Annotated in this window: 23 protein-coding genes and 1 pseudogene; 8 read left to right on the top strand and 16 right to left on the bottom strand. The window is 57.2% G+C overall.

Translation table 11 applies throughout. The features are described 5' to 3' along the window. Nucleotides 1-10: 10 nt before the first annotated feature. From emrA to HMPREF3143_RS22610, 11 genes are all read right to left on the bottom strand, one after another. A complete protein-coding gene (gene emrA / locus HMPREF3143_RS22660) occupies nt 11-1,183 on the bottom strand; it encodes a multidrug efflux MFS transporter periplasmic adaptor subunit EmrA (RefSeq protein WP_021241959.1) in 1,173 nt (390 codons plus the stop codon). A gap of 126 nt (nt 1,184-1,309) precedes the next feature. Next, nucleotides 1,310-1,840 carry a transcriptional repressor MprA gene (mprA, locus tag HMPREF3143_RS22655; RefSeq protein WP_008502578.1) on the bottom strand — a complete coding sequence of 177 codons (531 nt, stop codon included), beginning with the start codon at nt 1,838-1,840 and terminating at the stop codon, nt 1,310-1,312. Nucleotides 1,841-2,154: 314 nt separating this feature from the next. Then, a complete protein-coding gene (locus HMPREF3143_RS22650) occupies nt 2,155-3,339 on the bottom strand; it encodes an MFS transporter (RefSeq protein WP_008502577.1) in 1,185 nt (394 codons plus the stop codon). Nucleotides 3,340-3,523: 184 nt separating this feature from the next. Further along, nucleotides 3,524-4,519 carry a glycine betaine/L-proline ABC transporter substrate-binding protein ProX gene (gene proX / locus HMPREF3143_RS22645; RefSeq protein WP_045417596.1) on the bottom strand — a complete coding sequence of 332 codons (996 nt, stop codon included), beginning with the start codon at nt 4,517-4,519 and terminating at the stop codon, nt 3,524-3,526. Between the two features lie 9 nt (nt 4,520-4,528). After that, nucleotides 4,529-5,593: a glycine betaine/L-proline ABC transporter permease ProW gene (proW, locus tag HMPREF3143_RS22640; RefSeq protein WP_070534326.1), complete on the bottom strand. Its 1,065-nt coding sequence runs from the start codon at nt 5,591-5,593 to the stop codon at nt 4,529-4,531. Then, nucleotides 5,586-6,788 (bottom strand): glycine betaine/L-proline ABC transporter ATP-binding protein ProV, encoded by a 1,203-nt coding sequence (gene proV / locus HMPREF3143_RS22635; protein WP_008502574.1) that lies wholly within the window; start codon nt 6,786-6,788, stop codon nt 5,586-5,588. The genes proW and proV overlap by 8 nt, the downstream gene beginning before the upstream one ends. A gap of 330 nt (nt 6,789-7,118) precedes the next feature. Next, nucleotides 7,119-8,078, bottom strand: a complete 960-nt coding sequence (gene nrdF / locus HMPREF3143_RS22630) for a class 1b ribonucleoside-diphosphate reductase subunit beta (protein ID WP_070534325.1) — start codon at nt 8,076-8,078, stop codon at nt 7,119-7,121. Nucleotides 8,079-8,087: 9 nt separating this feature from the next. Beyond that, on the bottom strand, nt 8,088-10,232 hold the full coding sequence (nrdE, locus tag HMPREF3143_RS22625; RefSeq protein ID WP_070534324.1) for a class 1b ribonucleoside-diphosphate reductase subunit alpha: 2,145 nt from the start codon (nt 10,230-10,232) through the stop codon (nt 8,088-8,090). Continuing rightward, nucleotides 10,205-10,615, bottom strand: coding sequence for a class Ib ribonucleoside-diphosphate reductase assembly flavoprotein NrdI (gene nrdI / locus HMPREF3143_RS22620; RefSeq protein ID WP_045353541.1), 411 nt, complete (start codon nt 10,613-10,615; stop codon nt 10,205-10,207). The genes nrdE and nrdI overlap by 28 nt, the downstream gene beginning before the upstream one ends. Then, the gene (gene nrdH / locus HMPREF3143_RS22615) at nt 10,612-10,851 is read right to left on the bottom strand and encodes a glutaredoxin-like protein NrdH (protein WP_008502570.1); all 240 of its coding nucleotides are present in this window, start codon (nt 10,849-10,851) and stop codon (nt 10,612-10,614) included. Before nrdH ends, nrdI begins: the two co-directional genes overlap by 4 nt. Nucleotides 10,852-11,094: 243 nt before the next feature. Beyond that, nucleotides 11,095-11,421 (bottom strand): ElaB/YgaM/YqjD family protein, encoded by a 327-nt coding sequence (locus HMPREF3143_RS22610; protein ID WP_008502569.1) that lies wholly within the window; start codon nt 11,419-11,421, stop codon nt 11,095-11,097. Nucleotides 11,422-11,581: 160 nt separating this feature from the next. On the opposite strand from HMPREF3143_RS22610, the gene HMPREF3143_RS22605 reads away from it, so the two are divergent. Continuing rightward, nucleotides 11,582-11,926, top strand: coding sequence for a DUF2002 family protein (locus HMPREF3143_RS22605; RefSeq protein ID WP_008502568.1), 345 nt, complete (start codon nt 11,582-11,584; stop codon nt 11,924-11,926). Nucleotides 11,927-11,958: 32 nt separating this feature from the next. Here the strand turns inward: HMPREF3143_RS22605 and alaE are convergent, their stop codons facing one another. After that, nucleotides 11,959-12,408: an L-alanine exporter AlaE gene (gene alaE, locus HMPREF3143_RS22600; protein ID WP_008502567.1), complete on the bottom strand. Its 450-nt coding sequence runs from the start codon at nt 12,406-12,408 to the stop codon at nt 11,959-11,961. Nucleotides 12,409-12,901: 493 nt separating this feature from the next. On the opposite strand from alaE, the gene stpA reads away from it, so the two are divergent. Next, complete coding sequence (stpA, locus tag HMPREF3143_RS22595) at nt 12,902-13,306, top strand: DNA-binding protein StpA (protein WP_008502566.1); 405 nt, start codon at nt 12,902-12,904, stop codon at nt 13,304-13,306. A gap of 38 nt (nt 13,307-13,344) precedes the next feature. Here the strand turns inward: stpA and HMPREF3143_RS22590 are convergent, their stop codons facing one another. The 3 genes from HMPREF3143_RS22590 to HMPREF3143_RS22580 form a co-directional block, all read right to left on the bottom strand. Next, entirely contained in the window at nt 13,345-13,524 is a 180-nt protein-coding gene (locus HMPREF3143_RS22590; protein ID WP_008502565.1) for a hypothetical protein, read from the bottom strand. 79 nt (nt 13,525-13,603) lie between these two features. Further along, nucleotides 13,604-14,125: a rhodanese family protein gene (locus tag HMPREF3143_RS22585; RefSeq protein WP_070534323.1), complete on the bottom strand. Its 522-nt coding sequence runs from the start codon at nt 14,123-14,125 to the stop codon at nt 13,604-13,606. Between the two features lie 9 nt (nt 14,126-14,134). Beyond that, nucleotides 14,135-14,434 carry an ArsR/SmtB family transcription factor gene (locus HMPREF3143_RS22580; protein ID WP_070534322.1) on the bottom strand — a complete coding sequence of 100 codons (300 nt, stop codon included), beginning with the start codon at nt 14,432-14,434 and terminating at the stop codon, nt 14,135-14,137. A gap of 181 nt (nt 14,435-14,615) precedes the next feature. On the opposite strand from HMPREF3143_RS22580, the gene HMPREF3143_RS22575 reads away from it, so the two are divergent. Then, a complete protein-coding gene (locus HMPREF3143_RS22575; protein WP_008502562.1) occupies nt 14,616-14,774 on the top strand; it encodes a YqaE/Pmp3 family membrane protein in 159 nt (52 codons plus the stop codon). On the opposite strand, the gene HMPREF3143_RS22570 is transcribed toward HMPREF3143_RS22575, so the two are convergent. After that, nucleotides 14,771-15,700 (bottom strand): LysR substrate-binding domain-containing protein, encoded by a 930-nt coding sequence (locus HMPREF3143_RS22570; protein WP_008502561.1) that lies wholly within the window; start codon nt 15,698-15,700, stop codon nt 14,771-14,773. The genes HMPREF3143_RS22575 and HMPREF3143_RS22570 overlap by 4 nt on opposite strands. 319 nt (nt 15,701-16,019) lie before the next feature. Here HMPREF3143_RS22570 and HMPREF3143_RS22565 point away from each other — a divergent pair, with 319 nt between their 5' ends. The 5 genes and pseudogenes from HMPREF3143_RS22565 (at nt 16,020) to HMPREF3143_RS22545 (ending at nt 22,207) form a co-directional block, all read left to right on the top strand. Next, nucleotides 16,020-16,625 (top strand): ankyrin repeat domain-containing protein, encoded by a 606-nt coding sequence (locus HMPREF3143_RS22565; RefSeq protein ID WP_008502560.1) that lies wholly within the window; start codon nt 16,020-16,022, stop codon nt 16,623-16,625. A gap of 108 nt (nt 16,626-16,733) precedes the next feature. Continuing rightward, entirely contained in the window at nt 16,734-18,275 is a 1,542-nt protein-coding gene (gene fdrA, locus HMPREF3143_RS22560) for an acyl-CoA synthetase FdrA (protein ID WP_070534321.1), read from the top strand. Then, nucleotides 18,275-19,690, top strand: coding sequence for a YlbE family protein (locus HMPREF3143_RS22555; RefSeq protein ID WP_070534320.1), 1,416 nt, complete (start codon nt 18,275-18,277; stop codon nt 19,688-19,690). Before fdrA ends, HMPREF3143_RS22555 begins: the two co-directional genes overlap by 1 nt. A gap of 11 nt (nt 19,691-19,701) precedes the next feature. Then, a pseudogene (locus HMPREF3143_RS22550) lies at nt 19,702-21,254 on the top strand (xanthine permease). Further along, nucleotides 21,251-22,207: a carbamate kinase family protein gene (locus HMPREF3143_RS22545; RefSeq protein WP_032675377.1), complete on the top strand. Its 957-nt coding sequence runs from the start codon at nt 21,251-21,253 to the stop codon at nt 22,205-22,207. The pseudogene HMPREF3143_RS22550 and the gene HMPREF3143_RS22545 overlap by 4 nt, the downstream one beginning before the upstream one ends. Nucleotide 22,208 lies beyond the last annotated feature (1 nt).

The raw sequence follows: 22,208 nt of genomic DNA, 5'->3' as shown, positions 1-22,208 counted from the left end.
CACCTTCGGATTAACCGGCGTTTGCCTTCACGATGTCATCGATCAGCTTGTTGACCGGATCGAGGCTAATTTCACGGGCGTTACTTTCATAAACCGGGCTGCTACGCACCTGGCTTGCCAGGATCTGACCGTCGCGGTTGGCGGTGTCAACCGTCACCAGCGTGGAGAGGCCGATACGCAGCGGGTGATCCGCCAGCTGTTTGGCATCCAGTTCGATACGCACGGGCAGACGCTGTACGACTTTGATCCAGTTACCGGTGGCGTTCTGCGCAGGCAGCAGGGAGAAGGCACTGCCGGTCCCCATATCCAGACCCACCACTTTGCCGGTGTACTTCACGTCATCGCCGTAGATGTCGCTGACAACCGTTGCGGTCTGGCCGATACGCATATGCGCAAGCTGCGTCTCTTTAAAGTTGGCGTCGACCCACAGGTTGTCCGCCGGCACAACCGCCATCAGCGGCGTGGTTGGGCTGATCTGCGCCCCTGGCTGGACGGAACGACGGGAGACATAGCCGGTCATTGGGCTGACGATTTTAGTACGCTGCAGGGCAAGCCACGCGTTGCGGACTTCGGTCGCCGCCTGCTGAACGGCAGGCTGGTTTTCCAGGCTGGTGCCCAGCACCATCGCCTGGTTGGCGTTGTACTGCTGAATGGCCACGTCCAGCTGTGCCTGAGCGCTGGCGACGGCGTCGCGGGCGTGCTGCAGCTCTTCACGGCCAATCAGGTTGGCGGTGCCGAGCGGCACGCGGCGGTTCAGATCGCTCTGCGCCTGCGCGAGTGCGGTTTTCTGCACGTCGATGTTGGCCTGCAGCTGCTTGCTGTTGATCATCAGCTGGCGGGTCTGACGGACGCTGGAGGCCAGCGCGGTCTGTGCTTTTTCAAACGCCTGCTGGGCGTCGGTTGGATCGAGCGTCACCAGCACATCGCCTTTTTGCACAAAGTCGGTATTGTCAGCCCAGACTTTCGTCACGCTGCCCGACACCTGCGCCATAATTTGTACCTGGTTCCCTGCCACGTACGCGTCGTCAGTCTCTTCAGCATGACGCAGTACTAAAAACCAATAGATCCCATATGCCACGGCAATAATGATAAAGAGCAAGGTCAACAGAAGAAGGGCGCTCTTACGTTTGCCTTTCTTGTTGGCCGGTTGCTGCGGGGTAGTGCTCTCCGCATTTGCGCTCATTGTTGTTCTCCACGATCTTCTTATTTTCACATCGGCTGAGCCGACCTGTTGTCAGAAAGGCCAGCAGTGTGACGTGCTGGCCTGTCGGTTTTCTTATAAATCTGGATTGTTGAGCGTGTCGTCGCGTTAGCGCAGCGCCTCAAGAACGGCGCCTTCTTCATCCATCTGGTCAAGACGGGTGAGCAGCTTGCGAGTGATGTGCTCAAGCTGGTCGCGCTCGGCGGTGCTGAGAGCGGACCAGAGTTTGTGCAGGCAATTGTGCTGAGGTGGCAGCACTTCGCGCAGGAATTCGTGACCTTTATCGGTCAGTTGCAGATGCAGGCAGCGGCGATCGTTATCGCTTTCACGGCGCTCAATCCAGCCGCGCTTTTCCAGCTCATCGGCAATTCGGGTGGCGTTGGTGCGGGAGGAGCCCAGCGCGCAGCTCAGCTCAGAAGGCTGAATGCTGTGGTTTTCCTGAGACTCCAGCGTGATCAACGCCATAAACAATGTCTCGTTAATCCCTTGAGCTTTCAGCATTTTATTGCGGTTTTCCAGTAGCTTACCCTGCATGTGCATGCACAGGCGAGTCAGCAGGATTTCCTGATACGGGAAGTCCTCATGGCGACTGGCGCGGAATTTAAGCATTTGTTCAATGGGCGTAAACGAACTATCCATTTGGGCATAACCTCATTAATTACAGCCGATATAGTAACGATAGTGACAAATAATGTAAATGAATTATTTGTGCGGTTATATCCGCCAAATTAATGTCACCATCAGAAAGCGCCGGGTAAGTCCGTGACCCGGTGAGCACAGAAAGCGTAGGGGATGAACCCGCTGAAGAGAGGATGTGAGGACGGGGGTCTGAACTATTCATGCCGATTGTAAATATGTCACCCACATTAAAATTTCTGGGATAAATGATTACGTTTACATTAACAGAGTGAGGGGCCCCTTTACACCCTAAGAGGCCCAAAGCAATGTAAAACTTAGTGAATTGCCTCCTGGCGATGGTAGCCGCGCCACCATACAAGCAGGTTAATCGTGGCGACGATGGCGCCAATTGCACATACCCCTGACCAGCCAGCATGCTGCCACGCCGAGGCGGAAATGAGCGAGCCCGCCGCGCCGCCAATAAAGTAGCTGGTCATGTACCCGGCCGTCAGGCGGTTACGCGCCTCCGGCTTCACGCGATAGATGACGGTCTGATTGGTAATGTGAACGCCCTGCACGGTGAGATCGAGTACCAGGATACCGACGATCAGCGCCAGCACCGAGACGTGCCCATACCAGATTGCCGCCCAGGAGAGCAGAAGTAACACCAGCCCCGCGGAGGTGGTCAGGTGGGATTTGCCCTTGTCGGCCAGCCCGCCTGCGGGACGCGCGCCCAGTGCGCCTGCGGCACCGGCCAGGCCGAACAGGCCAATCACCCCTTCGGAATAATTAAACGGCGGCGCGGCCAGCAGAAACGCCATCGACGTCCAGAGAATGCTGAAGTTGGCGAAGGTGAAGCAGCCCAGCAGGGCGCGGGTGCGCAGAAGTTTATCCTGGGTGAACAGGCTGAAAACGGAGGCCAGCAGCTGCGGGTAATTCAGGTGATTTTCCTGCTTCACTTTTGGCAGCCCGCGCCACAGCGCCAGCGCCATGACGACCATCAATACGCTCGCCACCCAGTATACGGTGCGCCAGCCGCCGAGGCTTGCCAGCAGCCCGGCGACGGTACGCGCCAGCAAAATCCCCAGCAGCAGGCCGCTCATGATGGTGCCCACCACCTTGCCACGTTTTTCCGGTGAGGCGAGGGTCGCGGCGAGCGGCACCAGGATTTGCGCCACCACGGAGAACAGCCCCGTCAGCGCGGTACCGATAATCATCATCGTCAGCGACTGGCTGCTGGCGGTGATCAGCATCCCGCCGGCGGCCAGAAGCGTCATGGAGACGATCAGCATCCGGCGTTCAAACATATCGCCAAGCGGCACCAGGAACAGCAGCCCGGCGGCATAGCCGAGCTGGGCGGCGGTGACGATAAAGCCTGCGGAACTGGCGGAGAGATTGAACGCGCGGGCGATGGTGTCGAGAAGAGGCTGCGCGTAATAGTTGCTGGCGACGGCCAGACCCGTTGCCACGGACATTAAAAGGATGAGTGCGGGGCTAAGCCCTTGAGTGGTTTTTGTCATTAGTTTCAGGAATCGTTAGTGAAGTGATTATTTTTCCGGAAACCATAATAGCCAATGATTGTGAATGTGGGGGGATTGTTACGTGCTGGATTGTGCGGTTTAGGTTGGGTGCGGTCTGATCCCCTCACCCCGGTCCTCTCCCTGTGTACGTTCCGGGGAGAGGGTTAGGGTGAGGGAAAAGGTTTTACTTCTGCGCCGCCAGCGCCGCTTTCACCCAGCCGTCAAACTGCTGCTGGTGGGCCTTGATCCAGCCGTCGACGTGGCCTTTAACATCCGCCTCAGACGATTTGCCCGCGTGCATCATCGCGTTCTGGGCGTTGATGTCCGCCAGCGGCAGTTTCATCACCGAGAACAGCTTCGCCGCGGCCGGGTTTTTCTCCGCCCAGGCTTTGTTCGCCACGATATGCATGGTGTTCACCGGGAAGCCGTAGTTCATGCCGTTCGGCAGTGTGGTGTCGATATCTTTCTGCTCGCCCGGCAGGGAGGAGAACGGCACCTGCAGCCACACCACGTCTTTACCCGGCTTCAGCACGTCGCTCACCCAGTACGGCGTCCAGGTGTAGTAGATCACCGGTTTACCCTCTTTGAAGCGGGCAATGGTGTCGGCCATCATCGCTGAATAGTTGCCGTGGCTCACGTCGACCGTTTTCGCCAGATCGAACGCCTTGTTCTGGTGGTTAATCACCGCTTCGCAGCCCCAGCCCGGCGAGCAGCCCATCATGTCGGCCTTGCCGTCACCGTTGGTGTCAAACAGTTTGGCGATCTTCGGATCCTTCAGCTGTTCGATGTTGGTGATGTGGTACTGGTCGGCGGTTTTCTTGTCGATCAGGTACCCCTGCGCCGCGCCGGTGACAAAGGTGCCTTCACGGTAGAATTTCTTATCGCCACCGGCGGCGGCATACATATCGTCATGCAGCGGCTGCCAGTTTACGGCGGTAAAGGTGGCGTCACCGGAGGCAATCGAGGTGTAGCCCACGTTGTAATCCACTTCGCTCGGCGTGTTAACCGTGTAGCCGAGCTTCTCCAGCGCGCGGCTGACCAGCAGGGTCTGGAAGCTCTCTTCCGAAATAGTGCTCTGCACCGGCTGCACGGTAATGCCTTTGCCCGGCAGGTCAGCTGCGAACGTGCTGGTGGAGACAAGGGTGGCAAACGCTGTGGCAAAAAGGACGTTATGTCGCATCGTTGTTCCTTATTTTCTAAAGGGGCGGGTGAGTAACCCAACAGGGCCGGTGGAATACCAGCGACGGTTGCCGCGACTGCGTGAATCGCGACCGACGGCCTGGGTCAGGCGGTCAAGAATAATGGCGAGGATCACAATCCCGACGCCGCCGACGGTAGCCAGCCCCATGTCGAGACGGCCAATGCCGCGCAGCACCATCTGACCGAGACCGCCAACGGCGATCATCGAGGCAATCACCACCATCGAAAGGGCCAGCATCAGCGTCTGGTTAACGCCCGCCATGATGGTCGGCATCGCCAGCGGGAGCTGAACCTTAAACAGCATCTGGCGCGGGCTGGCGCCGAACGAGCGTGACGCTTCGATCAGGTCCGCAGGCAACTGATTGATCCCGAGAATGGTCAGACGAATAATCGGCGGCAGGGCAAAGATAATGGTGACCACCACGCCCGGCACGTTGCCGATGCCGAACAGCATCACAATCGGCACCAGATAGACGAACGCCGGAGTGGTCTGCATCGCATCCAGCAGCGGGCGAATTATCTTCGCGGCCCGCGGGCTGCGCGCCAGCCAGATCCCCATCGGCAGGCCGATGACGATGCAGAAGAGCAGGGCGGTCAGCACCAGCGCCAGGGTGATCATCGCCTGCGACCAGGCTCCAATCGCGCCGATGGCAATCAGCGAAATCAGCGTGGCGACACCCATCCCGGCGCTGCCAAACTGCCAGGCGATCAGGGAGAACAGGATAATCGCCACCGGTGCCGGCATGCCCAGCATCAGCTGCTGGAAGCCGTTCAGGATGTAATCCACCGGGATGCGGATCCCCTGGAAAACCGGGCGGAAGTGCGTGACCACCCAGTCGATCCCCTCCGTGACCCAGTTGTCCAGCGGGATCAGCGTTTTATGGAACGGGTCCATAATATTGAAGTGCTCTGGCGCAGGCGCGGGTGCGCTGTTCAGCCAGTCTGCCGCGCCGCCACCGTCGGCGGGTGCTGGCGTGGAACCCCACGCGTCGGCGGATTGCGCAGCGTTGTCCGCCGCTTCAGTGGTGCCCCACGGGTTAGTTTGATCAGCCATTATTTGCCCCCTCGCGATCTAAAGCCTGCAGCAGCATCCGTTTGGAGATGATGCCGACGTACTGTTGTTCCTCACCCACGACCGGTACGGCGCAAGGCGCCTGCCCCACGTGAGAGAGCAACTCGCTGAGAGGCGTTTCGGCGTCCACGGCAAGCGGAGCGTCAATTAACGCCGCATCGATGCCCTGGTTTTCGCTGAGCGCGGTTTTCAGAGAATCGATGGAGACAACGCCGACAAATTTATTGCCGCGTTCAACCAGATAACCATATTCACGGTCTTCGTCCTGCAGCAGCTTCAGCGCGGAGCGCGGGCCGAAGCCAGGCGTTTTACGGATAATGCCGTTTGGCGTTCGACGGGCAATATCTTTGGCGCTAAAGACCTGGCTAATATCCACGCCGCGGAAGAAGGTGCGCACATAATCATTTGCCGGATTATTGAGAATTTCATCCGGCGTGCCGACCTGCACCACTTCACCATTTTGCATAATGGCAATACGGTCGCCAATACGCATGGCTTCATCCAAATCGTGGGAAATAAAGACAATGGTCCGCTGATGTTTCGCCTGTAATTTTACCAGCTCATCCTGCATCTCGGTGCGAATTAACGGATCGAGGGCAGAGAAGGCTTCGTCCATTAATAAAATGTCTGGATTAATGGCTAATGCGCGGGCTAATCCCACGCGCTGACGCATACCGCCGGAAAGTTCATCCGGGTACGCATGCGCATAATTTTCCAGCCCAACCTGACGCAGGGCATCAAGGGCTTTTTCCTGACGTTCCTGCGCGGGTGTACCGGCTAATTCCATGCCGAAAGCGGTATTATCCAGCACCGTCATGTGCGGCATCAGCGCGAATGACTGGAATACCATCGCAATTTTCTTTCTGCGCACCTCGCGAAGCTCGGCGTCTGATATTCTGGCGATATCCACGCCGTCAATCAGCACCTGTCCGCGGGTGGGTTCAATCAGGCGATTGAGAAGGCGAACCATAGTGGATTTACCCGAACCGGATAATCCCATGATGACAAAAATCTCGCCTTCTTCAATGGCCAGACTGGCGTCTTTAACGCCAAGCGATAGCCCGGTTTTTTCCAGAATTTGCTCTTTCGAAAGGCCTTTCTCAATATATTTGAATGCGCGCTGAGGATGCTCGCCAAATACTTTATAAAGATTTTTCACTTCTAATTTAATTGCCATGCAATAGAGAGTGTCCTGTTATTTGTTTATGTCGATATGATTACCATGGTAAATTGTTAACGGGCATAACCCTAACATACTGAGAATCTGAGACAACCCTGGGTTTGCTTATGACGTAAATTTTCAGGGAGGCGAAACGGCTGAATTTCCCATGAGTAAAGGGCTGAGCGGGATTTGAATTTTTCTCAATTTTTTGCTGCGGCATCGGGGAATTTCGCCTGAATCGGGTGATTCAGGCGAATAGGGCACGGAAATGACAGTGTAGTTGTTTTGTAAATATTGGAGAGGAAATTGTTGGGTTTATATTAAATTAACGAACGTTAACGTTCATTAAAAATCCCAGTCCTCATCCTCGGTTTCCACCGCTTTGCCCATCACGTACGACGAACCCGAGCCGGAGAAGAAATCGTGGTTTTCGTCGGCGTTGGGCGACAGCGCGGAGAGAATCGCCGGGTTAACCTCCGCCATCTCCGGCGGGAACAGCGCCTCGTAACCCAGGTTCATCAGCGCCTTGTTGGCGTTGTAGCAAAGGAAAGCGTTGACGTCTTCCTCCCAGCCGGTGCCGGCATAGAGTTCCTCGGTATAGCTCAGTTCGTTGTCGTACAGATCCATCAGCAAATTGAGCGCAAACCCTTTAAGCTCTTCACGCTTCGCCTCGCTGATTTTCTCGAGCCCTTTCTGATATTTATAGCCAATGTAATACCCGTGCACCGCTTCATCCCGAATGATGAGGCGAATCAAATCGGCGGTGTTGGTGAGCTTGCCGCGGCTCGACCAGTACATGGGCAGCCAGAAGCCAGAATAGAAGAGGAATGATTCCAGAAACACGCTGGCGATCTTCTTCTTCAGCGGCTCGTCGGCCCGATAATACGCCAGTACCAGCTCCGCCTTTCTTTGTAACGACTCGCTCGCTTCGCTCCAGGCGTAGGCCGCGTCCACGTCTTTGGTCTGGCACAGCGTGGAGAAAATCGAGCTGTAGGAGCGGGCGTGCACCGCCTCCATAAAGCTGATGTTCGACATCACCGCCTCTTCGTGCGGCGTCAGCGCGTCACCCATTAGAGCCGGTGCGCCAACGGTATTCTGAATGGTGTCCAGCAGCGTCAGGCCGGTAAAGACGCGGATCGTTAGCTGCTGCTCGGTGTGGCTCAGGGTTTGCCAGGCCGGAATATCGTTGGAGAGCGGGACCTTTTCCGGCAGCCAGAAGTTGCTGGTCAGGCGGTTCCACACTTCCAGATCTTTCTCGTCCTGGATCTTGTTCCAGTTAACGGCGCTCACGCGTGACAGTTTCATCCTTTCTCCTTACAGCGCGCAGGACACGCAGCCTTCAATTTCGGTGCCTTCCAGCGCAAGCTGGCGCAGGCGAATGTAGTAGAGCGTCTTGATACCTTTCTTCCAGGCGTAGATCTGCGCTTTGTTGATGTCCCGCGTGGTGGCGGTATCCGGGAAGAACAGCGTCAGCGACAGCCCCTGATCCACGTGTTTCGTCGCCTCGGCGTAGGTATCGATGATTTTTTCCGGGCCAATCTCGTATGCGTCCTGATACAGCGCCAGGTTCTCGTTGGTCATAAACGGGGCAGGGTAGTAAACGCGTCCGGTTTTGCCTTCTTTGCGAATTTCAATCTTCGACACGATCGGGTGAATGCTCGACGTGGCGTGGTTGATGTAGGAGATAGAGCCGGTTGGCGGCACCGCCTGCAGGTTCTGGTTGTAGATGCCGTAGCGCATCACGTCATCACGCAGCCGCTGCCACATCTCGCGCGTCGGCAGAACGATCCCGGCGCGGGCAAACAGCTCCCTTACTCGCGCCGTTTTCGGCTGCCAGTCGCCTTCCAGATACTGGCTGAAATACTCTCCGCTGGCGTAGCGCGACTGTTCAAAGCCCGCGAAACGCTGGTTGCGCTCGCGCGCCAGCATCATCGAGGTATGCAGCGCGTGCCAGGTGACGGTGTAAAAATAGAGGTTGGTGAAGTCCAGCCCTTCCGGGCTGCCGTAGGCGATGCCTTCCCGCGCCAGGTAGCCGTGCAGGTTCATCTGCCCGAGGCCAATGGCGTGCGACGCGGCGTTGCCCGCCTCGATGGACGGCACGCTGCGGATGTGGCTCATGTCCGACACCGCCGTCAGCCCGCGAATGGCGGTTTCTATCGTGCGGCCAAAGTCGGGGGAATCCATGGTGTGGGCGATATTCAGCGACCCGAGGTTGCAGGAGATGTCTTTGCCGATCTCCGCGTAGTCCAGATTCTCGTCATAGCGGGAGGCGCTGTTGACCTGCAAAATCTCCGAGCACAGGTTGCTCATGTTGATGCGTCCGGCAATCGGGTTTGCGCGGTTCACCGTGTCCTCGTACATGATGTACGGATAGCCTGACTCAAACTGAATTTCGGCAAGCGTCTGGAAGAAATCGCGGGCGTTGATGGTTTTTTTGCGGATGCGATCGTCGGCCAGCAGCTCGTCGTACAGCTCGCTGATGGCTACGTCGCCAAACGCTTTGCCGTAAATTCGCTCAACGTCATACGGCGAGAAGAGCGCCATGTCGGCATTCTCTTTAGCCAGTTTAAAGGTGATATCCGGGATCACCACGCCCAGCGACAGGGTTTTGATGCGGATTTTTTCGTCGGCGTTTTCGCGCTTGGTATCGAGGAAACGCAGAATGTCGGGGTGGTGCGCGTGCAGATAAACCGCGCCCGCGCCCTGACGCGCGCCAAGCTGGTTGGCGTAGGAGAAGGCATCTTCCAGCATCTTCATTACCGGGATCACGCCGGAGGACTGGTTTTCGATGCGCTTAATCGGCGCGCCTGCTTCACGCAGGTTCGAGAGCAGAAACGCCACGCCGCCGCCGCGTTTGGAGAGCTGCAGCGCCGAGTTCACCGCGCGGCCTATCGACTCCATATTATCTTCAATGCGCAGCAGGAAGCAGGAGACCAGCTCGCCGCGCTGGGCTTTGCCGCAGTTGAGAAAGGTCGGCGTGGCAGGCTGGAAGCGGCCGGAGAGGATCTCGTCGGTGAGCTGTTGCGCCAGCGCTTCATCGCCCTGCGCCAGGGTCAACGCGACCATCACCACGCGATCTTCAAAGCTTTCTAAGTAGCGCTTACCGTCGAAGGTCTTCAGGGTGTAGCTGGTGTAGAACTTCCACGCGCCAAGGAACGTCTGGAAACGAAAGCCGCTGGCGTGGGCGCGTTCAAACAGCTTCACGACGAAGGCGCGTGCGTAGCGGGTGAGGACGCGGGCGTCGTAGTAACCTTCGTTAACCAGGTGGTCGAGACGTTCATCCTGGCTCGCGAAGGTCACGCTGTTGGGCCGCACGTGGGCGGCAAAAAAGGCGTCCACCGCCTCACGGTCTTTATCAAACTGAATGCGTCCCTCCCGGTCATAGAGGTTAAGCATCGCGTTTAATGCGTGGTAATCCGGCGTCGCCTGTATTACCCGTTCTGCGGTTGTCGTTGCCAAAATTCGTTCACTCCTTTACGCACGTTTTCGACGTCCTGCTGCGTCCCCATCAGCTCAAAGCGATAGAGATACGGCACGCCGCATTTTTGAGAGATGACATCTCCGGCGCGGCCAAAGGCATCGCCGAAATTGCGATTACCCGCCGCGATCACGCCTCGGATTAGCCCGCGGTTATGCGGATCGTTCAGAAAGCGGATCACCTGGCGAGGCACTGCGCCCGCCGTACCGCCGCCGCCGTAGCTGGGCACCACCAGAATGTACGGTTCTTCTACCCGGATGCGCTCCCGCTCGTTGAGGGGAATGCGCACCGCAGGCAGCCCGACGCGCTCCATAAAACGGAGCGTGTTTTCCGAGCTGCTGGAGAAGAAGACCAGCCGACTCATGCCCGTGCGGCCTGCGCGGCGATGCGGTTGATCATGTCCGGGCGAAAGCCAGACCAGCTGGTCTCCCCGGCCACCACCACCGGAAGCTGACGGAAACCCTGCGCGCGAAGGGTATCGGCGGCCTCGGGCTGCTGGTCAATATTCACCATCTCAAACGCCACGCCGCGGCTTTCCATCGCCCGTTTGGTCGCGTGGCACTGAACACAATCGTTACGAGTGTAAATAATAATGCTCATGATTCGTATTTCCATTTAAAATGAGAGAGCGGCGCGAATCATCGCGTCAGGTTGTGTGTATCTTGCTAAAAGGAATACTAGATGTAGTTGTCTTAAGTTTCAACCATACAAGATATGGGAAATTTAGATTGATGATGCCCTGATGATGAGCACAGCGGGGCAGGGGGTGTTGTACGGGTTTTTCAGGCTTGCGGGCATTAAAAAGCCCCGGCGCCAGCGGCGACCGGGGCTGATGGCTCGGGCTTACTTACGCAGGCTAAGCAGAGCGCCGACGAAGATCCCGACTGCCGCTACCGTGCCGAGCGTGCAGAGCGGTTTTTCGCGTACGAAGGTCGTTGCGCAGCTGACCGCATCGCAGGCAGCCTGTGTGGTACGCGTGCGGCCATTTAGGCGTGCGCGGGTTTCACGGAGCAGAGACTGAGCCTTACGTTTTGCGGCATCCGCTTCGTCCTTCGCGTCACTTCCCCAGGATTTCAGCACCTCTTCCAGCGTGTCTGCTAATTGGCTGACATCATTACGAATATCCTGAGCGTCGTCGTTAATATCGTTTCGGTTCGGTCTGTTAAACATACGATCCTCCGTAATTTTGTGTTCCCGTTCAGTTTAGTTCAGAAATTTAATATCTGAAGCGCATCACGCGATATCCGCCAGTTTATGGACTATTCTGAAAGCCCTGCTAATGCTGAATACTGTAAGGTTGCCGGGCAGGAAAAGATAACGAGGAAAAGATATGTATTTACGACCTGACGAGGTGGCACGCGTTCTTGAAAAAGAGGGATTCACCATGGATGAGGTGACGCCAAAAGCGTATGGATATCGCCGTGGCGAGAATTATGTTTACGTTAATCGTGAAGCAAGAATGGGACGTACCGCTCTCATTATTCACCCGACATTGAAAGACAGAAGTCTGTCATTTGCTGAGCCTGCCTCGGATATTAAAACCTGCGATCATTATCAGCAATTTCCGCTCTATTTAGGCGGAGAGACGCATGAGCATTATGGTATTCCGCATGGCTTCAGCTCGCGTATGGCGCTGGAACGGTTTTTGAAGGGACTGTTTGGCGACGTACAGTAAATTTGCGACTGGCCTGCGCCAGTCGCTTCACATCACGCTTTAGCCTGGCTGTACTGGCTGACCTTAAACAGGCGGCGACAGTAGTCGAGGAAATAGCCATACACCGCCCCCATCAGCATTGAAATCACAATATTCGAACTGACCGCCGCCGCGATCTGGTGCCAGTCCGCGCCCACCGTCAGCAGAATGGCCACGTAAACCGGCGACTGGAACGTCACATAAGCCAGAACGTCTGCCAGGTTTTTCACCCAGCCTGCGGGGCTGATACGCCGCGCGAAGCGCATGACGGCATCGCGGTATAAACCGTAAGGCCAGGCAATAATAATATTGACCGGAATCGCCACCAGACGAGAAGAAAGTGACTGCTCGAAGGACATTCCGGAGAGGAATATTTCGATCAACATGTTCACAACGGAACAGTAGACAACCATCGCGAAAGTATCCGCCACAGCATGGCGAAGGCGTGATTGCGGTGAGAACATGTCTGAACTCCTTGAGAAGAACACAAAAGAAACGATTTTCCCGAAGCGGTTAGTGCTTTAGGTTGGTTTGTTTGACGTGTATAGCGTATATCTCTACGTTTGAACTAACAACTAGTGATTAATTTTTATTTAATCGCGTTTTGTCCACAAAATTCTCTAAAGTTGATGGTTTTTTGTTCGCTTCGTTATAATCTGTCTTGTGCGAGGGTTTTTGGTTTTAAATCATGTATTTAACTATCTTGATGTTGAAAGATGAGTCAGTGCATTTGTGGGTAGCGCAGAATGCTGAAATTTGGATTAAGGTTGACCCTTTATATTGCAGTGATGATTGAATCCCTGCGTATCGCTCAGACGTTATAAGATAATATTAACGGCGACAGTTAAACATATTTACGCTATTGACTGGCCAGCCTGCGGGTAGATATTTCAGCGCAAATGAATTATTCTGTCGGTGATTTATCTATTTACCCTAACTAAAAGGTTTTCAAATAATATGTCTTTGACGTTACAGAATCTTAATAATATCCGAACTCTGCGCGCCATGGCACGCGAATTATCCCTGGACGTTCTTGAGGAAATGCTGGAAAAAGTCAGGGTCGTTGCTGAAGAGAAACGTAGTGAGCTGGCGGAATTAGAGCAGCAGAGAGCCGAGCAGCAGGAGAAAATTAATGCTCTGCTGGAGCGGATGAAAGCCGATGGTATTTCACCGACCGATCTGCTGGGCTCTGAACTGGCGCAGACGGGTAAATCCACGAAAAAGCGTAAGCCGCGTGAAGCGAAATACCGCTTTATTGACCAGAACGGTGAAGAGAAAACGTGGACCGGCCAGGGCCGTACGCCAAAGCCTATTGCCAGCGCGCTGGCAGAGGGGAAATCACTGGATGATTTTCTGATCTAATGCGTGAACCGGGCGGAACATACCGCCCGGCACTCTTTTCAGCAGACGCCGAAATCACCGTCTTCGGTATACGGCGCAAGCTCGGCGGCTTTCAGGGTATATTTCTCGCCTTGTTCATTGCTGGCCTGTACCGCCACCACGCTTTCACCGTTCACTTCGAGCACTTTCAGCTTCGGGCCGCCTTTACGCGGTTGTACATAATCACCGACAGAAAACATATTACCTCCTCATCGTTTTAGCGATCTTCACCTTAGCCCACGTATGACACCGGGTACAGCGTATTTCACCGATTACTGCTTATGAGGTACGCCGGTTCCAGGGCATCACCTTCAGCAGCCGCGCCATGCCGCAAAAACCGGTCACACCGGCGAACAGCAGCCCGGCCCCCACGAAGCCGCTGAGCAGGAAAAAGCCGTCTGAGACGCTATAGCCCAGCACTACGCCGCAGAGAATGAGCAGCCCGGCAGCAATTTGCACCTGACGCATCAGCGGCAGCGGCTGGGTTTTGTCTTCGACTGTCTGCAGACCCGCCTGCTTCCAGCCCTGAATGCCTCCTTCGACCACAAATGCCTGAGCGGGGGCGGCAGCCTGCGCAAGGCGATCGGCATTGCCTGAGGTGCGGGCGCCAGACTGGCAGTGAAAAATCACCGTTTCACCCGCCTGCGTTTTAAGTCCGCTGGGTAAGGTATCCAGCGGCACGGACCGCGCGGCGGGAATATGCTCGCGGGCGTACTCGTCGGCATCACGAATATCAATCAGTTTTGCGCCATCGGCGATGCGGGCATTGGCCTCGCGCGGCGAAAGAAGGGGAAGTGACATGGCGGCTCCTTACGGGCAATAAAGGGTTTTCAGGGTGCTGATAATCTGATGCACCGCGTCGTTTTTAATGAAATAGAGAATGCGCTGCGCCTCGCGGGTGCTGGCGATCAGGCCTTCCTCACGCATGCGCGCCAGATGCTGCGACGTGGCGGAAGGACTCAGGCCCGTCGCGCGGGCCAGCTCCCCCGCGCTGGTGCCGGGGGCGCCGCACAGCGTGCAGAGGATCAGAAGCCGACGCGGGTTGCTCATTGCTTTTAAAAGCGTTGCGGCCTGCTCTGCGCTGGCCTGAAGCTGTTCAAGTTCAGTCATAGTACTTTAGCATTTACTTAATTAAGGTAATGCTAAAGTAATTGTGCGTATTACGCCAGCGTCAAAAGCGTAAAAGAGGGTAAACGCGGAGCAGGGAACTGGCGCAGACAGGTAAACTGGCTATGCTTAGAAATGGTTCTCTCTATTATTTTCAATGGATTAGCTTGCACGGAGTGTTAATATGGGTTTTTGGCGTATTGTTTTTACCATCCTGCTGCCGCCGCTGGGCGTGCTGTTGGGCAAAGGGCTTGGCTGGGCGTTTATCATCAACATTCTTCTGACGCTGCTGGGCTACTTCCCCGGCCTCATTCACGCGTTTTGGGTACAGAGCAAAAGCTAAGCGCGCCACAGTAAATCGCTATAGATATCGGTCAGCACCCCCGCTGGACCAAACTGCTGTTTGATCCAGCGCGTGACCTGGCCTGTCGCGGCATGCTGCGTGGCGAGCAGCATGCGCGAATCCTGACGCGGGTTATTGATACGTCGCGTCACCAGCAGCCCGTCTTCCACCGCGTCCCGCGCCATATACTCCGGTAAAAAACCTATCCCTTCGCCCAGGATCTGACACTGGCATTTGGTATTAAAGTCCGGCACCAGAATCGCCTCCTGACCGTGCAGCAGCCAGCCCACCTTCTTGTTAATGGTGTGTGCGGTATCTTCCACCATGATGTTGGGATACAGGCGCAGCTGGCTCTCCGCTATCGGTTCCGGAACGAACGCCAGCGGATGCGCCGGCGCAATGGCAAACACCCAGCGGATGGCGCCGATCTCGGTGTAGTCAATTCCGCCGCCGTCGAGCAGCGTGTCCGGCGCGCCAATGGCGATATTGGCCTGGTTGTTGATGATCGAATCCCACACGCCGTTATAGACCTCCGTGGTGACGGTGATCTGGCAGGTAGGAAACTGCTTTTTCAGCACCTGGAGCAGCCGCGCGGTATGGCGCGGCGTATATAACAGCTGGTTGATACAGATGCGCACCCGCGCCTCGATGCCCTGTGAAATGGTATCAATCCCGCGCTTGATGGCGTGGAAGTCGTTAAGCAGGTCGGTGGCTTTGCGGTAAAAGTAGAACCCGGACTCGGTCAGCTCAATGCTGCGCGTGTTACGCACAAACAGCACCACGTCCAGCCCGGTTTCCATCCGCTTGATGGTGTAACTGATGGCCGAGGTGGTGACCCCCAGCTCGGCAGCCGCCTTGCTGAAGCTGCCGAAGCGTGCGGCGGTGGTAAAGGCCAGCAGGTTCTCTTCGGTAAAGATGGAATTCATATCACAGCTTCCTCAGTCATCAGTTTTGAACATATTTTAACAACGCCTTTACAACACATTTGAAGCCGATCACAGTTCTGACTCTTTACGCAGAGCCCCGTCATGCAAGGCTTTTTCAACCATAAGAATAATGCAGCCTGAGGCGCTAAAAAGCGGTTAAACATAAGAAAAAGGTTGCACGGACGCACGTTTTATCCCGACTGTTGAATTTATCTCAACAATGAATTCACTGTCGATGAATCATTTTTAAGCGGATTCTTTTATGACCAGGCTGTTGCTATTCTCGGGTCAAGAGCAATAAAACATCGGGAGTCTGAATATGTCTGCAACTGAACTGGTTACGGAATTTCTGCTGGCGGCAGAAGAGGGAAATAGCGATGCGCTAAAAGCCTGTCTGGAAAAAGGCGTGGATATTAACGCCACTAACCGCCAGAAAAGAACCGCCGTTACGATTGCCAGCCTGAAAAAACACTATTCCTGCGTGGCGTTATTAATTGCCGCCGGGGCAGATATTGATAAACAGGACCAGACCTGTTTTAACCCCTTCCTGATCAGCTGCCTGACGAACGATTTAACCCTCCTGCGGCTGGTATTACCCGCGAATCCGGATCTCGACCGCCTTACCCGCTTCGGCGGCGTGGGCATTACCCCTGCCAGTGAAAAAGGGCACGTGGAGATCGTGCGCGAGCTGCTGGAAAAAACCGACATTAACGTTAACCACACCAACTTTGTCGGCTGGACGCCGCTGCTGGAAGCCATTGTGTTAAACGACGGCGGTGCGAAACAGCAAGAGATTGTGAAGCTGCTGCTGGATCACGGCGCGAACCCGCACATGACCGACAAATACGGCAAAACCCCGCTCGAACTGGCGCGGGAGAAAGGCTTCACTGAGATTGCCGACCTGCTGCTGGCCGCGGGCGCGTAAAACGACCGGTCAGCCCGTTCCGGCTGGCCGCTAATTTAAAAAAGCATTTTTACCGACGTGCATTTTGCACGACGGCGGCCCCCTTTTATCCGCAAACAGGTGCAAATAATGCCAACGAAAATCGTGATTAAAAAGAATACGTATTTTGACTCCGTGTCATTAATGTCCGTTTCCACCAAAGCCAATAAATTGCCGGGCGTCGAGCAGGCCTTTGTCGCCATGGCGACGGAAATGAATAAGGGCGTATTAAAAAACCTCGGGCTGTTAACGCCGGAATTAAATGAGGCGAAAAACGGCGACCTGATGATCGTCATTAAAGGCGACGCGGCAAATGATGAAACCCTGGCGGCCATCGAAGCGCTGTTCACGCGTAAAGAGCCCGCGGGTTCCCATGAAGCGCGCTACGCGACGATTGCCAGCGCCAAAAAACATCGCCCGGAGAGCAACCTCGCGGTGATTTCCGTCAACGGCACCTTCGCTGCCCGCGAAGCGCGCCAGGCGCTGGAACACGATCTCAACGTGATGCTCTTCTCCGATAACGTGTCGCTCGACGACGAGCTGGCGCTGAAGCAGCTCGCGCATAAGAAAGGGCTGCTGATGATGGGGCCGGACTGCGGCACCGCCATTATCAACGGCGCGGGATTGTGCTTCGCCAACGCGGTGCGTCGCGGGCCGATTGGCATCGTCGGCGCGTCCGGCACCGGCAGCCAGGAGCTAAGCGTGCGCATCCATGAATTCGGCGGTGGCGTGTCGCAGCTGATTGGCACCGGCGGGCGCGATCTTAGCGAGAAGATCGGCGGCCTGATGATGCTCGACGCCATCGACATGCTGGAAGCCGACGAGGGCACAGAGGTGATTGCGCTGATCTCCAAGCCGCCTGCGCCAGCCGTGGCAGAGAAGGTGCTGGCTCGCGCCAAAGCCTGCCGCAAGCCGGTGGTTGTTTGCTTCCTCGGGCGCAATGAACCGCCCGCCGATGAGGACGGACTGCAGTTTGCGCGCGGCACCAAAGAGGCGGCGCTGAAGGCCGTTCTGCTTACCGGCATCAAAAAAGAGTCCCTCGATCTGCACCCGCTCAACTGGCCATTGATTGAAGAAGTGCGCGCCCGCCTGACCCCGCAGCAGAAGTACATTCGCGGCCTGTTCTGCGGCGGCACCCTGTGCGACGAGGCGATGTTTGCGGCGCTTGCGAAATTCGACGACGTCTACAGCAACATCCAGCCGGATCCGGCTAAGCGCCTGAGCGACATAAGCGTCAGTAAAGCCCATACCTTCCTCGACTTTGGCGACGATGAGTTCACCAACGGCAAGCCGCACCCGATGATCGACCCGACCAACCGCATCAGCCGCCTGCTGCAGGAGGCGCGCGATCCGGAAGTGGGCGTCATCGTGATGGACTTCGTGCTGGGCTTCGGCGCGCATGAGGATCCGGTAGGGGTGATGATCGACGCGATCAAAGAGGCGCAGGCTATCGCGAAGGCCGATAACCGTCCGCTTGAGATCCTCGGCTACGTGCTCGGCACCGACCAGGATCCGCAGTCGCTGGCGCAGCAGTGCCAGATGCTGACCGACGCAGGCGTCATCTGGGCCAGCAGCAGCACCAATACCGGATTACTCGCACGCGAATTTGTCTGCAAAGGGGAGAACGCATAATGACCACCTTATTCAACCAGCCGCTGAACGTCATTAACGTCGGCATTGCGATGTTCAGCGACGATCTTAAAAAGCAGCACGTACCCGTGACCCCGCTCGACTGGACGCCGCCGGGGCAGGGCAATATGCAGGTGGTGGAAGCGCTCGACCAGCTGGCGAAAAAACCGCTGGCGGAGAAGATCGCCGCCGCTAACCAAATCGCCCTTGAGCGCATTATTCAGTCCCATCCGGTGCTTGTGGGCTATGACCAGGCGATTAACGTTGTGCCGGGGATGACCCGCACCACCATTCTGCACGCCGGTCCGCCAGTCTCCTGGGAAAACATGTGCGGCGCGATGAAGGGCGCGGTCACCGGTGCGCTGGTGTTTGAAGGTCTGGCGACGGATCTGGAGGATGCGGCCAGGCTTGCCGCCTCCGGGGAGATCGCCTTCTCGCCGTGCCACGAGCACGACTGCGTGGGCTCGATGGCGGGCGTCACCTCTGCGTCGATGTTTATGCACATTGTTGAGAACAAAACCTACGGCAACCGCGCCTTCACCAACCTCAGCGAGCAGATGGCGAAGATCCTGCGCATGGGGGCCAACGACCAGAGCGTGATCGATCGTCTGAACTGGATGCGCGATGTGCTCGGCCCGATGCTGCGCGACGCGATGAAGATTATCGGCGAAATCGACCTGCGCCTGATGCTGGCCCAGGCGCTGCACATGGGCGACGAGTGCCACAACCGCAACAATGCGGGCACCACGCTGCTGATCCAGGCGCTGACCCCGGGGCTGATCCAGGCGGGCTACCCGGTAGCGCAGCAGCGCGAGGTATTCGAGTTTGTCGCCAGCAGCGACTACTTCTCCGGCCCGACGTGGATGGCGATGTGTAAAGCCGCGCTGGACGCCGCCCACGGCATTGAATACAGCACCGTGGTTACCACCATGGCGCGCAACGGCTACGAGTTCGGCCTGCGCGTCTCCGGCCTGCCGGGGCAGTGGTTCACCGGCCCGGCGCAGCAGGTGATTGGCCCGATGTTCGCGGGCTATAAGCCGGAGGATTCCGGGCTGGACATCGGCGACAGCGCGATCACCGAAACCTACGGCATCGGCGGCTTTGCGATGGCGACGGCCCCGGCGATTGTCGCCCTGGTGGGCGGGACGGTGGAGGAAGCCATCGACTTCTCCCGTCAGATGCGCGAAATCACCCTCGGCGAAAACCCGAACGTCACCATTCCGCTGCTCTCCTTTATGGGGATCCCGACCGCCATCGACATCACGAAGGTCGCGGGCAGCGGCATTCTGCCGGTCATCAATACCGCCATTGCCCACAAAGACGCGGGCATCGGCATGATAGGGGCGGGCATCGTTCACCCGCCGTTTAGCTGTTTTGAAAAGGCGCTGTTGACCTTCCGCGATCGCTACTTTTTATAAGGCATGCATCCATGAAAAACATGAAACTGGAGTGGAAAAGAGGTGACTGGGCGGCGTATTTCGGGTTGATGACCAACAACCTGACCAATCTGCTGACCATGATGGGGTTGCTCATTTTTGTCGTCGGCATCCCGAAGGAGATTGTTTATGGACGCATTGCGCCAGCCTTCGGGCTGGCGGTATTGGCCGCGAGTATTTGCTATGCGTGGTTCGGCATGCAGATGGCGCGCCAGACCGGGCGTACGGACGTCCCGCGCTGCCGTCCGGCCCCAGCGCGCCGTCAATTTTTACCGTGACCTTCCTGGTGCTGATGCCGGTCTATCAGCAAACGGGCGATGCGGAGTTCGCGATTCAGATTGGCCTGGTGTGGTGCTTCGTGGAGGCGATGATCCTGGCGGGCGGTTCGTTCCTCGGTGAAACCATCCGCAAGATGATCCCGCGCACCGTGCTGCTGTCGTGCCTCTCCGGCCTGGGCCTGCTGCTGCTGGCGATGAACCCGATGCTGCAGGCGTTCGAAGCGCCGACCGTGTCGTTCATCGTCCTGCTGCTGATCTTCATCAACTGGTTCGGTAAAAAGCCGATTTTCGCCAAAATCCCGACCGGTCTGCTGTTGCTGATTGCCGGTACGGCCCTGGCGTGGATCTCCGGTCTGCAAAGCCCGGAAGCGATCAAAGCGTCCATGTCATCGTTCGGCTTTAACCCGCCGCAGGTGCATGTGGAGGGCTTCCTGCAGGGCTTGCCGCACGCGCTGCCGTATCTGGCCTCTGCCGTGCCGCTGGGTCTGGCGAACTACATCTTTGACCTGGAGAACATCGAAAGCGCCCACGCGGCGGGGGATGAATACCCGACGCGCAAGGTGATGCTGGCGAACGGTCTGGCGTCGATGCTCGGCTGCCTGATGGGCAACCCGTTCCCGGTGACGGTTTACGTCGGCCACCCGGGCTGGAAAGCGATGGGGGCAAGCATTGGCTACACGCTGGCCTCTGGCGTGACCATGTTCATCGTGCCGCTGTTCGGGCTGGGAGCCTTTATGCTCGCCATCATCCCGATGACCGCCATCGTACCGATTCTGGTGTTTATCGGCGTGGTCACCGCCAACCAGGTGGTGAGGGAGACGCCGAAGGTGGAAGTGCCCGTGATCTTCATCTGCCTGTTCCCGTGGATCGCCAACTGGGCGCTGACCATGATGAACAGCGTGATGGGGGCGGCGGGCACCAATGCCGCCAAAATCGGTACCGACGTGCTGCACAGCAAAGGGATCTACTACGAAGGACTCGTCCATCTGGGGAACGGGGCACCGCTCGCCAGTATGCTCTGGGGCTGTATCGCCATTTTCGCCATCATCAATAAACCGCTGCGCGGCGCCGTGGCTGCCGCGGGCGGGGCACTGCTGGCGCTGTTCGGGGTGATCCACGCTCCGGTGGTGGGCTTTGCCGAAGGCAGTTCGCTGATGTTCGTCACCGCGTATCTGATGATGGGCGGCATGTTTGTGGTGAAGCATTTTCTCGACAGCCGGGAAGTGACGAGCGCTGCGTCGGGTACTGTTGCGAAGGAGCACGTATGAAAGAGCTTATGGTCGTTGCCATCGGCGGCAACAGCATTATCAAAGACAACGCCAGCCAGTCGATTGAACATCAGGCGCAGGCGGTTAAAGCGGTGGCAGAGTCGGTGCTCGAAATGCTGGCCTCCGACTATGACATCGTGCTCACCCACGGCAACGGTCCGCAGGTGGGGCTGGATCTGCGCCGCGCCGAAATCGCCCACGAGCGGGAAGGGCTCCCGCTGACCCCGCTGGCAAACTGCGTGGCGGACACCCAGGGCGGCATCGGCTACCTCATCCAGCAGGCGCTGAACAACCGTCTGGCCGCACGCGGGGAGCAAAAAGCGGTCACGGTCGTCACGCAGGTGGAGGTGGATAAAAACGATCCCGGCTTTACGCACCCGACGAAGCCGATCGGCGCGTTCTTCAGCGAGGCGCAGCGCGACGAGCTGCAGCGCGCGCATCCGGACTGGCACTTTGTTGAGGATTCGGGCCGGGGCTACCGTCGCGTGGTGGCCTCCCCGCAGCCGCTGCGCATTGTCGAGGCCGATGCGATCAAGACCCTGACGCAAAAAGGCTTTGTGGTGATTGGCGCGGGCGGCGGCGGGATTCCGGTGGTGCGCACTGAGCAGGGCGATTACCAGAGCGTCGACGCGGTGATCGATAAAGATCTCTCCACCGCGCTGCTGGCGCGCGAGATCCGCGCCGACGTGCTGGTGATTACCACCGGCGTGGAGAAGGTGTGCGTCAACTTCGGCAAGCCAAACCAGCAGGCGCTGGACACGGTGAGCGTGGCGCAGATGACGCGTTACAAAGACGAGGGCCATTTCCCGGCGGGCAGCATGCTGCCCAAAATCGTCGCCTCGCTGGCGTTTTTACACCACGGCGGCAAGCGCGTGATTATCACCTCGCCGGACTGCCTGCCCGCCGCGCTGCGCGGGGAAACCGGTACCCATATTGTGAATGAAGGAAGATAAG

It is taken from the genome of Enterobacter sp. HMSC16D10 (genome assembly GCF_001807145.1).
GTDB lineage: Bacteria > Pseudomonadota > Gammaproteobacteria > Enterobacterales > Enterobacteriaceae > Enterobacter > Enterobacter roggenkampii.
Note: the sequence above shows the minus strand (reverse complement) of the source record. Positions and strands in the feature narration are given on the sequence as shown.

What these genes read in the sequence shown, in the direction of transcription:
- HMPREF3143_RS22580 (WP_070534322.1), bottom strand. Translation starts at nt 14,434, where the DNA reads ATGACTGAACTTGAACAGCTTCAGGCCAGCGCAGAGCAGGCCGCAACG.
- nrdI (WP_045353541.1), bottom strand. Translation starts at nt 10,615, where the DNA reads ATGAGTCGGCTGGTCTTCTTCTCCAGCAGCTCGGAAAACACGCTCCGT.
- fdrA (WP_070534321.1), top strand. Translation starts at nt 16,734, where the DNA reads ATGCCAACGAAAATCGTGATTAAAAAGAATACGTATTTTGACTCCGTG.
- stpA (WP_008502566.1), top strand. Translation starts at nt 12,902, where the DNA reads ATGTCTTTGACGTTACAGAATCTTAATAATATCCGAACTCTGCGCGCC.
- HMPREF3143_RS22545 (WP_032675377.1), top strand. Translation starts at nt 21,251, where the DNA reads ATGAAAGAGCTTATGGTCGTTGCCATCGGCGGCAACAGCATTATCAAA.
- proV (WP_008502574.1), bottom strand. Translation starts at nt 6,788, where the DNA reads ATGGCAATTAAATTAGAAGTGAAAAATCTTTATAAAGTATTTGGCGAG.
- mprA (WP_008502578.1), bottom strand. Translation starts at nt 1,840, where the DNA reads ATGGATAGTTCGTTTACGCCCATTGAACAAATGCTTAAATTCCGCGCC.
- HMPREF3143_RS22585 (WP_070534323.1), bottom strand. Translation starts at nt 14,125, where the DNA reads ATGTCACTTCCCCTTCTTTCGCCGCGCGAGGCCAATGCCCGCATCGCC.
- HMPREF3143_RS22610 (WP_008502569.1), bottom strand. Translation starts at nt 11,421, where the DNA reads ATGTTTAACAGACCGAACCGAAACGATATTAACGACGACGCTCAGGAT.
- proW (WP_070534326.1), bottom strand. Translation starts at nt 5,593, where the DNA reads ATGGCTGATCAAACTAACCCGTGGGGCACCACTGAAGCGGCGGACAAC.
- alaE (WP_008502567.1), bottom strand. Translation starts at nt 12,408, where the DNA reads ATGTTCTCACCGCAATCACGCCTTCGCCATGCTGTGGCGGATACTTTC.
- emrA (WP_021241959.1), bottom strand. Translation starts at nt 1,183, where the DNA reads ATGAGCGCAAATGCGGAGAGCACTACCCCGCAGCAACCGGCCAACAAG.
- nrdH (WP_008502570.1), bottom strand. Translation starts at nt 10,851, where the DNA reads ATGAGCATTATTATTTACACTCGTAACGATTGTGTTCAGTGCCACGCG.
- HMPREF3143_RS22650 (WP_008502577.1), bottom strand. Translation starts at nt 3,339, where the DNA reads ATGACAAAAACCACTCAAGGGCTTAGCCCCGCACTCATCCTTTTAATG.
- nrdF (WP_070534325.1), bottom strand. Translation starts at nt 8,078, where the DNA reads ATGAAACTGTCACGCGTGAGCGCCGTTAACTGGAACAAGATCCAGGAC.
- HMPREF3143_RS22570 (WP_008502561.1), bottom strand. Translation starts at nt 15,700, where the DNA reads ATGAATTCCATCTTTACCGAAGAGAACCTGCTGGCCTTTACCACCGCC.
- HMPREF3143_RS22555 (WP_070534320.1), top strand. Translation starts at nt 18,275, where the DNA reads ATGACCACCTTATTCAACCAGCCGCTGAACGTCATTAACGTCGGCATT.
- HMPREF3143_RS22575 (WP_008502562.1), top strand. Translation starts at nt 14,616, where the DNA reads ATGGGTTTTTGGCGTATTGTTTTTACCATCCTGCTGCCGCCGCTGGGC.
- HMPREF3143_RS22605 (WP_008502568.1), top strand. Translation starts at nt 11,582, where the DNA reads ATGTATTTACGACCTGACGAGGTGGCACGCGTTCTTGAAAAAGAGGGA.
- HMPREF3143_RS22565 (WP_008502560.1), top strand. Translation starts at nt 16,020, where the DNA reads ATGTCTGCAACTGAACTGGTTACGGAATTTCTGCTGGCGGCAGAAGAG.
- proX (WP_045417596.1), bottom strand. Translation starts at nt 4,519, where the DNA reads ATGCGACATAACGTCCTTTTTGCCACAGCGTTTGCCACCCTTGTCTCC.
- HMPREF3143_RS22590 (WP_008502565.1), bottom strand. Translation starts at nt 13,524, where the DNA reads ATGTTTTCTGTCGGTGATTATGTACAACCGCGTAAAGGCGGCCCGAAG.